Below are 14123 nucleotides of genomic sequence, written 5' to 3'. Positions count from 1 at the left end.
GTCTGCCACCCTTTCCCCCTGCGGCGGCGCGCTCGGCATGGGGGTAGCGCTCGGCACGGGGGTGGGGCCGGGAACTGGCAGGATTTCGGCTGACCCTGGCATTCGTGCCACTGGTCGGGAGTTCTCCGGGCATCCATGATCACCTCTATGACCAATTCGATTTCCGTGACGTCGAACGTCCTGCGTACCCCGCCCGGATCGCCGGCCGGGGCGGTCGCCCACTTCGCCGCCCGGCTGGCCTTCGAGACCGATGTCAGCGACGTGCACGCCGATCTGGAGGCCGGCGTGTCCCGGCTGGTGGTGGTGGACTCCCGCGACGACCTCGCCTGGCGGCAGGGGCACCTGCCCGGTGCCGTCCACCTGCCCCGGGCCGAGATCGGGCGGCGGGCGGCGGCGGTGGTGCCGGCCGGCGCCACCGTGGTCACCTACTGCTGGGGGCCGGGCTGCAACGGCGCGACCCGGGCGGCGCTGGAGTTCGCCGGGCTCGGCTACCCGGTCAAGGAGATGCTCGGTGGTTACGAATACTGGGTCCGGGAGGGCTTCCCGGTGCAGACCGAAACCGGGCTGGTACGCCGTCCGGCCGACGACCTGACCGCGCCGGTACTCGGCGCCACCTGCGGCTGCTGACCGGGACGCCGCCGACCGGCTGCGCGGGTTCGCCCGCGACCGGGCTGCGAGGGCGTGAAGCCGGCCGCAAGGCGGGCGTTGCCCCGGACCGTGGCGGCCACGGTGCGTCCGGTCTGGCCGTCACGGCAGGGTGGCGTGCACCCGTGGGATCGCCTCGGCCACCTCGGGTGTGAACTCGCCGAACGGTGTCGCGGTGATCGTCCGCTTCGCGCCCCGGCCGGTGTACGCCCAGGTGCCGAGCACCCGGCCGGCGCCGACCACGGTGGGCCGGAACACCCCGTTGTTGCCCGGCACTATGCGATCGGCGAACTCGGCCGCAAGCACCGCGCCCCGGTCCCGGTAGCCGAGGATGAACTCGTCGAAGCCGGGCAGCAGGACAACCCCTGCGGCCCGCGCCCGGTCGGCGTCGAGCCGCTCCGGCGTACCCGGATCCATCAGGTACTCCAGCCCGTCGACCTCGATCCGGTCGAGTGCGGGTCGGGCGAGCGCGAGCCCGGCCCGTACGTCGGCCGCGACCAGGTTCGTCCACCTGGTGAAGTCCTTCACCGTGGCCGGACCGTGGCTGCGGAAGTAACGCAGGGTCAGCTCGCCGAGTGCTTCCTCGCGCTCCGGCCGGCGCGGCCGCGTTATCCACTCGTCCGTCAGCACTATCAGCTGTTCGCGGTCGCGGACCGGCCCGAAGCAGAGGGTGCCGGTCTGCGCCAGATACCAGATCAGGTGGTAGCCGCGTTGGCCGCCGGTCACCACACCGGCGGCGTTCCACTCCCCGAGCAGCTCGTCACGACCCAGTCGCCGGCCGCCGGCCAGCGCGCCCACGGCCAGTTCCCGCGCTCGTTCGAGGGTGGCCGGGTCGAGGCCGAGCTGGGCCTGGCGGCCGACCGCGCGGGCCACCATCCGGGGCGTGGTGAGCGCCAGGATCCAGGGCAGGTCCTCGGCCGCGACGAGGTGCAGGGTGCCGCGCATCGGCCAGGACCTGACGATCTCGCCACGGTCGAGCGCGGCCTCGACCAGCTGCCGGCTGCCGCCCGCCGTACGCAGTGCGACCGAGGTGAGGGCGCCGGGGAAGTCCTGCGCCTGGACGGCGGTCAGCCAGCGCACCGCCTCGGTCGCGGTCGGCAGCCCGGGACCGACGAGATGCTGTGCCGCCAGCCGGAGCGGACCGATCTCGGACATCGCCGTCATGACCACGCGGGCCCGGTGGCGGGCCACGGTCGCGGCGACCGGGGGTGGGCCGGGTTCATCCCGTGAGGATGCCAGACCGGTCCGACACTCCCGTCGCGGCGCTACCGCCGGAGGCCGGGCGGCCCGCCGGTCGCCGCCGTCGACCGGTCCGGTCGTACGGCTCGGGGGATCGGCCGATCGGTCACAGGAATGCGCTTTCTTGAGGGATGTTCGAAGCCCGCCCCGATCAACGGATACTTGTCGGATCGAGCTGCCCCGATCGGTGGCGGCCGCCATGAGCGTGGTCGACAATGGAGCGGAGGTGCGCCGTGGCGGTACGCGAGGACTCCGACCGACCGGCACCGGCACCGGCACCAGCACCGGCACCAGCACCGGCACCAGCACCAGCACCAGCGCCGGCACCAGCACCGGCACCAGCACCAGCACCAGCGCCGGCGACCCCGGCCCGACCCGTCGCCACGAGCGTGCCGGAGCCGCCCGCCCCGACCATTCCGGGGGCGAGAACCGAGTGGACGGGTACCGGCTTCGTGGGTGCCGGGGAACCATCCGCACCACTGACCTGGGGACAGAGCGCGCTCCGGATGGCCATCGAGCGGCACGGGCCGGGATACGTGATGATCACCATGCGGCGGACGATGTCGGTGCCCCACCGGGCCTCGGCGGACACCGCCGGCGTACTGCGGTCGGTCGGTGCGTTGATCGGCCGGCACAGCTCGTTGCGTACCCGGCTGCGGCTGGTCGACGGGGAACCGCGCCAGGTGGTGGCGGACCGGGGCGAGCTGCCGGTCCTGCTGGTGCACGCCGACACCGGGTCGGACCCGGGAACCGGACCGGGCGCGGCCGACCACGACGGTGCCGCGCTCGCCGGTACGGTCGCCGAGCGGCTGGCCGACCACCAGTTCGACCACGCGCTGGAGTGGCCGCAACGGGTGGCGCTGGTGCTGGTCGACGGCCTGGTCCGGCAGGTCGTGGTGGTCTTCAGCCACACCACGGTCGACTTCCAGGCGGCCGAGATGGTGCTCCGGGACCTGCGGCTACTGCTGCTGCGCGGGACCATCGCGACACCGGCCGGCCTCCAGTCGACCGACATCGCCCGCCGGGAACAGGAAGCCGACCAGCGGCGCCGGGCGCAACGCGCGGTCACCCACTGGGTCGACAGCTTCGGCCGCCTCCCCGCCGACACCCTGCCCCGACTCGGTCCGCCACGCGAGCCGCGCTGGGAACGCGGTTTGCTGACCTCCCCGGCCGCCGACACCGCCATCCGGCTGGTCGCCGACCGGCATCGGGTCACCAGCTCGACCGTGCTGCTGGCGGCCACCTCGGTGATCGCCGCCGCCTGGTCCGGCAACGACGTCGTCGGCATCCACACCATGGCCAACAACCGGGCCATGGACGGCTACCGGGACGCGATCGCCAAACTCAACCAGCTCGGCCTGGTGGTGGTGGACCTGGCCGACCGGCCCGACTTCGCCGACCTGCTGCCGAGGGTCTGGCGGGCCGCGCTCGACGCGTACCGGCACGCCTACTACGACCCGATCCGGCTCGGGGAGGCGTTCCGGGCGGCCGGATACCCGTACGCCGTGGGGGTGAACCCGCATGTCTACCTGAACGACATCCGGCTCTCCACCGACATCGACCTGTTCGGCCGGGCCACCGACGAAACCGAGGTACGGGCTGCGCTGGGCCGCTCGTCGTTCGCCCTGACGCACGGGCTCGACACCTTCACCTGGCGTACCCGGATCGAGATCGTCGACCGACCCGGCGCCGTGGGACTGGCCCTCACGGCGGACACCGCCCACCTGCCACCCGAGGAGATCGAACGTTTCCTGCGCGACCTCGAACATCTCCTGGTCAACGCAGCATTCAAAACCGTCCCATGGCCATGGCGATAACGCCCCCTCCCCCTCCCTCCCCGCCCCCGACTCCCCCGGCGATCTTGCACTTGTGGTCGTGGACAAATCAGGTTGAATGCCCTAAGTCGGGCGCCACAAGTGCAAGATCGTCGACGGGATTGGTGGGGGCGGCGGCGGGTTAGGGGCCGCCGGGGGGCTCGGGGCGCATGCCGGTTTCCTCTTCGAGGGGATTGTCGGCGAGTGAACCCGTTGAACTGTCGTTCGGGAATGGTTGGTGGGCCGGCGTGTCGGGGGTCAAGCCGGGGCCGGCCTCGTGGAACGGGGTTGGTTCGACCGTGCCGAGGCCGTCGCCACCGGCGGCCGCGGGCTGCCCGGCCCGACGTTCGCCCCGACGCCCCTCGGTGACCGCGGTCGGCTCGCTTCCCTCGTCCAGCGGCGAGTCCTCCTCGACCCCCCAGGGCGCGTCCTGGTCCAGGCCACGGGTGGTACCCCACGGCCCGACCGACTCCGGGCCGCCCTCACCGGCGTTCACCGCCTCGCCGTTCGTCGTGGACTGCTTCTTCGCGGCCATGGACTCACCTCGCTGACGGGTCTGTAGGGGCACCCGTGTGTGCCCACTCCCGCACCGGTCATGCGGACCACACCGCCCCGGCCTCGACGCGGCCGGGTCATACGGGCCGCGCCGCCCCGGCCTCGACCCGGACGGGTCATGTGCGGACCACACTGCCCCGGCCTCGACGTTTGCCGGGCGTGCGGACGGGTAACGGCCGGGCACCACGGTCGGCGCCGCGAACCCCCGGTACGGCGGGGACGGTGTCGGATGGTCGGTTTCTCCACGGCGACGGTCCGGGGCGGGTGACGATGGCTCGCGGCGGGAATGGTGGGCCGCCCGAGCGGGGGATACGACGTGGCGGGTCAGGCGATGGGGGAGCCGGGGGCGGCGCAGCCCGCCGGTGGGCGGCTACGCCGCTGGCTCCTGCACGGTCTGCAACCCGGCCGGGCCAGCGGTCCGTACACCGCCGAGAGTGCCGAGCACCAGCGGCCGTGGTGGCGGGTGATGTGCCTGACCGGCCTGGACTACTTTTCCACCCTCGGCTACCAGCCGGGTATCGCCGCCCTGGCCGCCGGGGTGATCTCGCCGATCGCCACCCTCGTACTGGTGGCGCTGACCCTGTTCGGCGCGTTGCCGGTCTACCGGCGGGTGGCCCGGGAGAGCTCACACGGCCAGGGATCGATCGCCATGCTGGAGCGGCTACTGCCGCGCTGGAACGGCAAACTGCTCGTACTGGCGCTGCTCGGGTTCGCCGCCACCGATTTCATCATCACGATCACGCTGTCCGCGGCCGACGCCAGCGCGCACATCATGGAGAACCCGTACCTGCCGGAGTCGCTGGGCGGGTTGCAGGTCGAGGTCACCCTGGTGCTGGTCGCGTTGCTCGGGGCGGTCTTCCTGAAGGGCTTCAAGGAGGCCATCGGCATCGCCGTGGTGCTGGTCGCCGTCTACCTGCTGCTGAACCTGGTAGTGATCACGGTGTCGTTCGGGCACCTGATCGGCAATCCCGGGCTGGTCTCCGACTGGCGTCGGCTGCTGTTCGACGAGCACCCCGACGTACTCGGCATCGTGGTCGTCGCCCTGCTGGTCTTCCCCCGGTTGGCCCTCGGCCTGTCCGGGTTCGAGACCGGCGTCGCCGTCATGCCGTTGATCAAGGGGCGGGACAACGACCACCCGCGCCGGCCCCAGGGGCGGATCCGGGGCGCGCACCGGCTGCTCACCAGCGCCGCGATCATCATGAGTGTCTTCCTCATCACCAGCAGCTTCGTCACCACCGTGCTCATCCCACACCGGGAGTTCGAGGCCGGCGGCGAGGCGAACGGGCGCGCCCTGGCGTTCCTCGCCCACCGGTACGTCGGCAACGGCTTCGGCACCGTCTACGACATCAGCACCGTGCTGATCCTCTGGTTCGCGGGCGCATCGGCCATGGCCGGTCTGCTCAACCTCGTACCCCGGTATCTGCCGCGTTACGGCATGGCGCCCGACTGGGCCCGCGCCGTACGCCCGTTGGTGCTGGTCTTCACCGTGATCGCGTTCCTGATCACGGTGGTGTTCGAGGCCGACGTCACCGCCCAGGGCGGCGCGTACGCGACCGGGGTACTGGTGCTGATCACCTCGGCCGCGCTCGCCGTCACCCTGTCCTCGTGGCGACGGCACCGGCGCCGGGCGACCGTCGCGTTCGCGTTGATCACGCTGGTGCTCGGCTACACCACGGTCGCCAACGTGATCGAACGCCCCGACGGTGTCCGGATCGCCTCGCTGTTCATCGCCGCGATCATCGCCACCTCCATCCTGTCCCGAGTGTTCCGGGCCACCGAACTGCGCGTCAGCGGTGTGCGCCTGGACCCGGTGGCGCAGCGCTACCTCGCCGAGGTGGTCGAGCGTGGGGAGATCCACATCATCGCGAACGAACCCAACGAGCGCGACGAGACCGAGTACCGGGAGAAGGAGGCCGAGCAGCGTCACGACAACCACATCCCGGACGGTGAACCGGTCCTCTTCCTGGAGGTGACGGTCCGCGACCCGTCCGAGTTCGAGTCGGAACTGATCGTCACCGGCGAGGAGCGGTTCGGCTACCGGATCCTCCGGCTGGAGGGCGCCAGCATCGCCAACGCCATCGCCGGCCTGCTGCTGCACGTCCGGGACACGACGGGGAAGCTGCCGCACATCTACTTTGCCTGGACCGAGGGTAACCCGCTGATGTACCTGCTGCGTTACCTCTTCTTCGGCGACGGCGAGGTGGCCCCGCTCACCCGCGAGGTGCTCCGCCAGGCAGAACCGGATCGGCGTCGCCGCCCCCTGGTGCACGTCGGATGACCCCGCCGGGCCCGTCGCCCGCCGGCGGTTGCGGGTCGGCCGGGGTTCGGGCACCCCGGCCCGCGAGCATCCCGACCAGCAGGGGGAGCAGCAGGCACTGGGCGGCCACGGCAAGCCAGAACAACGGGGTACGACCGAGCCGGTCGACGTACTGGTAGGCGGCCCCGCCGACGATCCCGCTGGCGAAGGCGCCGATCCCGGCGGCGAGCCGGAGTTGACCGAAGACCACGGCGGGCGGACGGGTCGACGCGGCCAGCGCGGTCAGCTCGTTCTTGAGGAAGAGGACCACCTCGCCCAGGCAGACGAGCAGGGCACCGCCGAGGATCGCCACCGGGTGGCCGGCGGCGAGTGCGGCCATGCCGCCGCCCATGGCGGTGAACCCGATCCGCATCGCGGCCCGGTGGCTCAGCCGCCCGATCCAGCCGGCGAGCAGCGGCTGCACGACCACGATCACCGCCGCGTACGCCGTCAGCACCGCGCCGTAGTACCCGGCGGAGGTACGCGGGACCGCGTACACGGCGAGGAAGTGCTGGAAGAACATGAACAGGTAGACGCTGACCGTGGTGATCGCGAACGGCAGCGCGGGTATTTCGGCCAGCACCCGCCGTGGTCGGTCGACCGGTTCCCGCTCGGTGCGTCCGGGCTCGGTGCCGTCCTCGACCGGCAGCCGGGCGTGGCCGATCGTCACGACCGCGAACAGCCCGGTCACCACGGCGAACAGCGGCGCCGACGCGTTGAGCACGAACGGGCCGGCGGCGAGCGGCCCGAGCGCGATGCCGGCGTTGAGCGCCGAACCGCTCGCCGCCAGCAGGCCCGGTCGGCGGTCGGGGGCGACCCGGTGGATCAGGTACGCCTTGTTCGCCGGCAGGTAGAGCGCGGCCCCGCAACTGGTGAGCACGAGTGCGGCGATCGCCGCCGGGGGCCGGTCCAGGCCCGGGACGAAGGCGGCGAAGCCCACGGTACGGATCACCAGCGCCAGCAGCATGGTGCGTTGCAGTCCGATCCGTTCGGCGACGGCCGCGCCGACGATCCCACCGGCGAACTGCACCAGCGCGGCGACCGCGAGGACCGCTCCGACCACTCCCAGCCCGAGCCCGAGGCGCTGGTGCAGCAGGACCGACATGAACGGCAGCACGGCGAAACTGCCCAGCGGGATGAGGAAGGAACTGGCCAGCAGGAAGCGCTGGGCCCCGGTCCAGGCTCGCCATCCGCGCGCCGGTCGGCCGCCGGCCGCCGAGCGCCCGCTCACCCGGCGACGACCACCGGGCGTACGGTGCCGGCGGCGCTGAGCACCCGGTGCAGCGCCAGTTCGGCGGTACCCGCCTCGGCGAGCACCATGCCGGTGCAGCCGCGCTGGTCGGTGAGGTGTTCGATCCGGTCGCCGACGGCGGCGGTGGGGTACCAGCGCGGGGTGCCGGGGAAGTCGACCAGCCCGCTCAGCCCGCTCACCCCGCCCAGGGTGCCGATCCGGTCGGCGTAGACCAGGGCGAAGGCGACCGCCGGCCCGTCGACCGGGTCGGCGGTCAGCAGGGCCGGTGACCGTCCCAGGGCCAGCTCCACCAGGGCCTCGTACACGTTGGTCCGCAGCGACCGGGACAGCACCTCGCCGACCAGGGCGCCACCGATCCGGCCGTTGATCTCGACCAGTTCCGGCCCGTCGGTGGTGAGGACGAACTCGACGTGGGCGAATCCTCGGTCGAGTCCGACCGTCGCCAGCACCCGCCCCACCCAGTCCCGTACGGCGGCTAGCTCGACCTCGGGCAGCGCGACCGGGAACGCCGCGGCCTCCTCGCGTACCAGGGGTTCGCGGGAGACCTGCCGGCTGAGTACGCCGAGCAGCCGGGTCTGGCCGGACCAGCTGATCGTCTCGGCGCTGTAGAGGGGGCCGGCCAGGAACGGTTCGGCCATCAGCCGGCCGGTGAGCCGACGGGCGGTGGCCTCGGCCAGGGTGCTGGCCAGCTCCGAGCGGTCCCGCACGATCCACACGTTGCGCGACGAGGTGCCGGCCGAGTCTTTCAGCACCAGCGGCAGCCCGACCGCCCGGACCAGTACGTCGGCCGCCCGGTCCGCCCCACCGGCCGGTACGTCGACCGCGGTGCCCCGGCTCAGCCCGTGTTCGTGCAGCAGGGCGCGTACCCGGCGCTTGTCCCGCAGCAGTCGCCAGGTGTCGGCGTCGGTGCCGGGCAGCCCGAGTTCGTCCAGCAGCAGCCCGCCGGTGATCCCCCAGGTGTCGGTCGAGTTGATCAGCCCGTGCAGGTCCGGCACCGTACGCAGGATCCGGGCGCAGGCGGCCCGGTCGTGGGTGTCGACGTCGATGATGTCCAGGGCGTTCGGCGTCAGCCGGGACAGCTCGTGGCGGTACCAGCCCCGGTCGTGGGTGAGCAGGCACAGCCGTTCGCCGGCCCGGTCCGCCGCGTCGACCAGCCGGCCCAGCCCGAAGGTGAGCGCCTCCAGCAGGGCGATGGTCATCGGGCGGCCTCCGGTTCGGTCTGCAACCACGGTCGGCGTCCCCATTCGAGCACCGACCACGGTAGCGCCAGCTCCGCCAGCGAGCTGATCTCCCGTGGTCGCAGCCCGGCCGGGTCGTCCGCCTCGGCGTGCCGGGTGAACACCCGTTCGGCGTACCGGTGTCCGGTGTCGGCGCCGATCACCAGGTGGGTGCGGTGCCGGTCGCGGGCCGATTCCCAGCCGGCGGCCAGGTACGTCGCACCGGTGGAGAGGCCGGCGAAGACCGCGTGTGCGCGCAGCAGGTCGACCGCGCCGGCCATCGCGTGCCGGAAGTCGATCCAGTGGATGGTGTCGTACAACTCGTGCCGGACGTTGTCGAACCGGATGGCGCTGCCGATGCCGGCGATGATCGCGTCCGGGTCGGCGAAGCCGTCGCTGCCGAAGGTGACGCTGCCGAACGGCTGGATCCCGACCAGGCGTACCGGCCGCCCGGCCGCCCGCAGCGCCTGCGCGAGGCCACCGGTGGAGGCGCCGGTGCCGACCGAGCCGACCACCGTCAGGTCGTCACCGGGCAGCGCCTCGGCGAGCAGGGTGGCGAGTTCGTGGTAGCCGAGGTGCTCCATCTAGCGCCCCCCGAACAGGTAGCCGCGGCGGTGGATCAGGGTGACGAACACCGGCACCCCGACCAGGGCGGTGAGCACCCCGATCGGCAGTTCCTCGGGTGCGAACAGGGTGCGGGACGCCAGGTCGGTCCAGACCATGAAACCGGCCCCGACCAGCGGCGCCACCAGCAGCACCCGGCGGTGGCCGGAGCCGACCAGGATGCGTACCAGGTGCGGCATCACCAGGCCGACGAAACCGATGGCGCCGCTCACCGCGACCAGCAGGCCGGTGACGGCGGCGGTGAGCACGAACAGCCGGCGGCGCAACGCGACCACGTCCACCCCCATGCTCGCCGCGGTCTCGTCGCCCATCGCCAGCGCGTCCAGCTCCCGGGCCGAACGCGACAGCAGCACCATCGCGAGGACCACGCCGGTGGCGGCCAGCGGCAGCGAACCCCAGGTCGCCGCGCCGAGGCTGCCGAGCAGCCAGAACAACACGGTACGGGCGGCCTGCCCGTCGGGGGAGAGGAAGACCAGCAGACTCATCACCGCCTGGAACCCGTACGCCAGCGCTGTCCCGGTCAGCACCAGGCGCAGCGGGGTCAACCCGGCCGGTCCACGGGCGGCCAGGTACACCAGGGCCGCGGCGAACAGGCCGCCGAGCAGGGCGGCGGTGGAGAGCGCGTACAGGCCGAGGCCGGTGAAGAGACCGAACACCACGACCGAGGTGGCGCCCACCGAGGCGCCGGAGGAGATGCCGAGGACGAACGGGTCGGCGAGCGGGTTGCGGACCATCGCCTGCACCGCGACCCCGACCACGCTGAGTCCGGCACCGACCACCATGGCCAGCAGTACCCGTGGGGTGCGTACCTGCCACACGATCGTGTAGCCGGTGAGTTCGTCGGCGCCGATGGTGCCGCCGGTGAGCGCGGCGACCAGGTATCCGGCCACGTCCGGCAGGGGGATCACGGTCGGGCCGAGCGCGATCGCGGCCAGCGCCGACCCCCCCCAGGACCAGACCGAGCAGGAGTACGTATCCGGCCGTGCGGACCGGTGGTCGTCGTCGGGTGGGGCGGTCGGCGTCGACCGCCGTGTTACCCGGCTCGTTATGGTTCGCCACGTTTCAGTAGTGGGCGCCGCGGTCCCGTCGGTTCCTGAGCAAATCCGTTACTTTCGAATTCCGCGGACGATCAGCCGCTCGGCGTGGTTGTCGTAGCGGCCGCCGTCGAACCCGCCGAAGCACTCGACCTCGGTGAAGCCGGCCTGCTCGAACAAGGAGCGCAGCTCGGCGGCACTGTAGACGTACGAGGTGATGGTGGCCGAGCGGGCGGTCCCGTCGTGCACCAGCGTCCACTCGGTACGCAGCCGGGTCCAGTCGTCCAGGATCGTGTCCCGCAGGTACACCGTTCCCTCGGGCAGGTCGACCGCCTGGGGGCGCCCCACCCACCCGGCCAGGATCTCCTTGCCGAGTACGTCCATCAGCAACCGCCCGCCCGGCACCAGACTCGCGTACGCGTCGCGCAGCACCCGCAGGTTGTCCGCCGGTTCGGCGAAGTACCCGAACGACGTGTACATGTTCAGCACCACGTCGAAGCCGGCCGGCCGGACGAACTCGGCCATGTCGGCGCGGACCAGTTCGACCCGTACCCCGGCGTCGGCGCAGGTGGCGGCGGCCCGGTCCAGCATGGCCGGGCTGAGGTCGACGCCGGTCACCCGGTGACCCTGCCGGGCCAGTGGCACCAGGTACAGACCGGGTCCGCAGCACAGGTCGAGCACCCGGGCCCCGGCCGGAAACGCGAGCAGGGGCGACTCGGTCGTGTTCCGTGCCGCCTCGACCGCCCGACGGGGGGCGAACATGAGTGCGCCGAATCCCGACCACAGCCCGTCGTCCTCGTACCAGTGCACGCGTTTCCTCCGCTCGGGCCCGGCCTGATGCGCGTACGCGGCGGTCCACCGGACACCGCGCGCCGTCGTGACATCAGTCGGTCCCGGCGGGCCGGTGGTTCCCGGCTGTCCCGACGAGCGTCGGTGTGGCGTAATGATCGAGCGATCGGGGCAGGAACCATCCTGTCCGAAGTCGGCCGTCCGACGGGGCGGACCGGCTGCCGGTCACCGGAACTCAGGAGGACGTGTGGATTCGTGGTTTGTCGTCGCGCTGGTGGTCGTGGCCGCCGTGACGCTCGTGGTCGCGATCGTGCTCGTCGTCAGGCTGCTCAGGATGAGGTCGTTGATCCGGAGCAGCCGGATGCCGCTACCGGGCAGGTTCGCCTTCTGGGCGGCGGTGATCTACGGCATCTCGCCGGTGGACGTCCTGCCCGATCCGATCTACCTGGACGACATCGGGATCCTGCTCGGCGCGATCACCTACCTCGGGCACCTGGCGAAGAAGCACGGCATCATCGGTGGTCGGTCCGCCGAGCCTCGGATCGACCAGCCGACGGCCAGGGGAGTCGGGACGAAACCCTAGGCGCGGTCGTCGCCGGGCGGGGTGGGCTCGGCCGCGACCTCGAACGGGGTACGCAGTCGGGTCATCGCGGCCAGGCTCACGTCGACCTCCGGCCGCTGTTCGGCTGCCGGGTCCTTCGGCAGGTCGCCGAACGGGTTCGGGTCGTGAACGGTCACATCGGTCAACATCTGCTCCAATGCTTGCGCGCCGGTGCGCGGCTCACCCGCAGGCAGGTGCGAGTCGGGTGCGGAAGGGACGAGCGGGGTGGATCCGGTCGATGCCGGAGACCGCAACGCATCGTGCCATGAGCGTACCCGTAGCCTGCGACACGACTTTGGCGTACGGTGGCCGACCGTCGCCCGGCGGCGGGTAGAGTGGGTCATGCAGCGCCCCGGTCCCGACCGCTACCTGCGCTGATCTCGACCACCACGCGCCGCGACCGTTCGGTCAGCGCCGTGCAGGGCGATTCCTTCCACGTTCGGAGACACTCCATGGCGGCACGCCGCCCCAGTAAGACGATTGATTCCCCGCCCCGGTCCTTCGCCGAACTCGGCGTGCCCGGACCGCTCGTCGGCGCGCTCGACCGGGCGGGCATCACCAGCCCGTTCCCGATCCAGACCGCGACCCTGCCGGACTCGCTCGCCGGGCGGGACGTGCTCGGCCGGGGCAGGACCGGGTCCGGCAAGACGTACGCGTTCGCCATCCCGCTGCTCGCCCGGCTCCTCGCCACCCGCCCGGCCCGGCGGCCGGGTCGACCCCGGTCGCTGATCCTGGCGCCCACCAGGGAGCTGGCCACCCAGATCGAGGCGACGATCGCCCCGCTGGCCGCGGCCGTGTCACTGCGCACCCTGACCGTCTTCGGCGGGGTCGGCGCGCGGCCGCAGGTGAGCGCCCTGCGCGCTGGGGTCGACATCCTGATCGCCTGCCCCGGTCGGCTGGCCGACCACGTGTCGACCGGCGAGGCCGTCCTCGACGCGGTCGAGATCACCGTGCTGGACGAGGCCGACCACATGGCCGACCTCGGCTTCCTGCCCGTGGTGAAGCGGCTGCTCGACCGTACGCCGGCCGGCTCCCAGCGGCTGCTGTTCTCGGCGACCCTGGACGCCGGGATCGACGTGCTGGTCCGGCGGTACCTGAGCAACCCGGTCACGCACAGTGTCGACTCGGCCCAGTCCCCGGTCGCCGCGATGACCCATCACGTGCTCCGGGTACGCCACGACGACCGGTTGCCGGTCCTGATCGACCTGGCCGCCGCCCCCGGCCGCACCCTCGTGTTCACCCGTACCAAGCGGGGGGCGAAGAAGCTGACCAGCCAGTTGGTCGCCTCGGGCGTGTCGGCCGTGGAGTTGCACGGCAACCTGGCGCAGAACGTGCGTACCCGCAATCTGGCGGCGTTCTCCACCGGCGACGCCCGTACGCTGGTCGCCACGGACATCGCCGCGCGCGGCATCCACGTCGACGACGTGGCCCTGGTGATCCACGCCGATCCGCCGGCCGAGCACAAGGCATACCTGCACCGGTCCGGGCGGACCGCCCGCGCCGGGGCCAGCGGCACGGTGGTCACGCTGATGACCGAGGACCAGGTGAACGACGTGCGGGACCTCACCCGTCAGGCCGGCATCAACCCGACGGTCACTCCGCTGCGGCCCGGTGACGCCCTGCTCGCCGAGCTCGCTCCGGGTGAGCGGCTGTTCACCACCCCGCCGGCGCTGCGACCGGCGGTGTCGACCGGCGGGTCGACCGGCGGTGGTTCGGGTCGTGGTGGTTCGGGTCGCGGCGGGTCGAGCCGGGGCGGGACCGTCCGGGCCGGGTCGGACCGTGGCGGATCCGCCGATGGCGTGGCGGGTGCGGGTGGTTCGGCACGTGGTGGGACAAAGCGCCGCAGATCGCCACATAACGGGTCAGAACCGACCCGAGCGGCCTCGGACAGTGCTGGTTCGGGGCGTCCGGCCCGGGTGCCCACGGCCTCGACGGGCAGTGCGGCGGCGTTCTCGGCCGGCAGCCGGGTGGGTAGCCGCGGCCGGCGCTGACCGCGCGTCAGACGCACGACCGGCGCCGGCCGGGGTGAACAAGGGGAAGAGGGAATGACCAGCGGT

13 protein-coding genes are annotated in these 14123 nt (G+C 72.4%); 5 read left to right on the top strand and 8 right to left on the bottom strand.

The window, feature by feature from the left end; translation table 11 throughout:
- Positions 1 to 147: 147 nt before the first annotated feature.
- Complete coding sequence (locus OG792_RS18205; RefSeq protein ID WP_329100410.1) at positions 148 to 627, top strand: rhodanese-like domain-containing protein; 480 nt, start codon at positions 148 to 150, stop codon at positions 625 to 627.
- 120 nt (positions 628 to 747) lie between these two features.
- Here OG792_RS18205 and OG792_RS18200 read toward each other — a convergent pair whose 3' ends face one another.
- Entirely contained in the window at positions 748 to 1800 is a 1053-nt protein-coding gene (locus OG792_RS18200; protein ID WP_329100407.1) for a winged helix DNA-binding domain-containing protein, read from the bottom strand.
- Between the two features lie 590 nt (positions 1801 to 2390).
- Between OG792_RS18200 and OG792_RS18195 the strand changes: the two genes are divergently transcribed.
- Positions 2391 to 3701, top strand: coding sequence for a condensation domain-containing protein (locus OG792_RS18195; RefSeq protein ID WP_329100405.1), 1311 nt, complete (start codon positions 2391 to 2393; stop codon positions 3699 to 3701).
- A gap of 139 nt (positions 3702 to 3840) precedes the next feature.
- Here the strand turns inward: OG792_RS18195 and OG792_RS18190 are convergent, their stop codons facing one another.
- On the bottom strand, positions 3841 to 4233 hold the full coding sequence (locus tag OG792_RS18190) for a hypothetical protein (RefSeq protein WP_329100403.1): 393 nt from the start codon (positions 4231 to 4233) through the stop codon (positions 3841 to 3843).
- A gap of 336 nt (positions 4234 to 4569) precedes the next feature.
- On the opposite strand from OG792_RS18190, the gene OG792_RS18185 reads away from it, so the two are divergent.
- On the top strand, positions 4570 to 6531 hold the full coding sequence (locus OG792_RS18185; RefSeq protein ID WP_329100400.1) for an amino acid transporter: 1962 nt from the start codon (positions 4570 to 4572) through the stop codon (positions 6529 to 6531).
- Here OG792_RS18185 and OG792_RS18180 read toward each other — a convergent pair.
- The 5 genes from OG792_RS18180 to OG792_RS18160 all read right to left on the bottom strand — a co-directional run bounded on the left by OG792_RS18180 (position 6464) and on the right by OG792_RS18160 (position 11486).
- The gene (locus OG792_RS18180) at positions 6464 to 7780 is read right to left on the bottom strand and encodes an MFS transporter (RefSeq protein WP_329100397.1); all 1317 of its coding nucleotides are present in this window, start codon (positions 7778 to 7780) and stop codon (positions 6464 to 6466) included. The genes OG792_RS18185 and OG792_RS18180 overlap by 68 nt on opposite strands.
- The gene (locus OG792_RS18175) at positions 7777 to 9000 is read right to left on the bottom strand and encodes an ATP-grasp domain-containing protein (protein WP_329100395.1); all 1224 of its coding nucleotides are present in this window, start codon (positions 8998 to 9000) and stop codon (positions 7777 to 7779) included. Before OG792_RS18175 ends, OG792_RS18180 begins: the two co-directional genes overlap by 4 nt.
- Positions 8997 to 9602, bottom strand: a complete 606-nt coding sequence (locus OG792_RS18170) for a pyridoxal-phosphate dependent enzyme (protein WP_329100394.1) — start codon at positions 9600 to 9602, stop codon at positions 8997 to 8999. The genes OG792_RS18175 and OG792_RS18170 overlap by 4 nt, the downstream gene beginning before the upstream one ends.
- Entirely contained in the window at positions 9603 to 10568 is a 966-nt protein-coding gene (locus tag OG792_RS18165) for a FecCD family ABC transporter permease (RefSeq protein WP_442932483.1), read from the bottom strand.
- 180 nt (positions 10569 to 10748) lie between these two features.
- Positions 10749 to 11486: a class I SAM-dependent methyltransferase gene (locus OG792_RS18160; RefSeq protein WP_329100390.1), complete on the bottom strand. Its 738-nt coding sequence runs from the start codon at positions 11484 to 11486 to the stop codon at positions 10749 to 10751.
- Positions 11487 to 11712: 226 nt separating this feature from the next.
- Here OG792_RS18160 and OG792_RS18155 point away from each other — a divergent pair, with 226 nt between their 5' ends.
- Positions 11713 to 12048 carry a YkvA family protein gene (locus tag OG792_RS18155; protein WP_329100388.1) on the top strand — a complete coding sequence of 112 codons (336 nt, stop codon included), beginning with the start codon at positions 11713 to 11715 and terminating at the stop codon, positions 12046 to 12048.
- Here OG792_RS18155 and OG792_RS18150 read toward each other — a convergent pair.
- Positions 12045 to 12215, bottom strand: a complete 171-nt coding sequence (locus OG792_RS18150; protein ID WP_329100387.1) for a hypothetical protein — start codon at positions 12213 to 12215, stop codon at positions 12045 to 12047. The genes OG792_RS18155 and OG792_RS18150 overlap by 4 nt on opposite strands.
- 303 nt (positions 12216 to 12518) lie before the next feature.
- Here OG792_RS18150 and OG792_RS18145 point away from each other — a divergent pair, with 303 nt between their 5' ends.
- Positions 12519 to 14057 carry a DEAD/DEAH box helicase gene (locus OG792_RS18145; RefSeq protein WP_329100385.1) on the top strand — a complete coding sequence of 513 codons (1539 nt, stop codon included), beginning with the start codon at positions 12519 to 12521 and terminating at the stop codon, positions 14055 to 14057.
- Positions 14058 to 14123: the final 66 nt, after the last annotated feature.

The organism is Micromonospora sp. NBC_01699, from assembly GCF_036250065.1.
Classification (GTDB): domain Bacteria; phylum Actinomycetota; class Actinomycetes; order Mycobacteriales; family Micromonosporaceae; genus Micromonospora_G.
The sequence above is the reverse complement of the archived record's forward strand: the minus strand, read 5'-3'. Positions and strand labels throughout refer to the sequence as shown.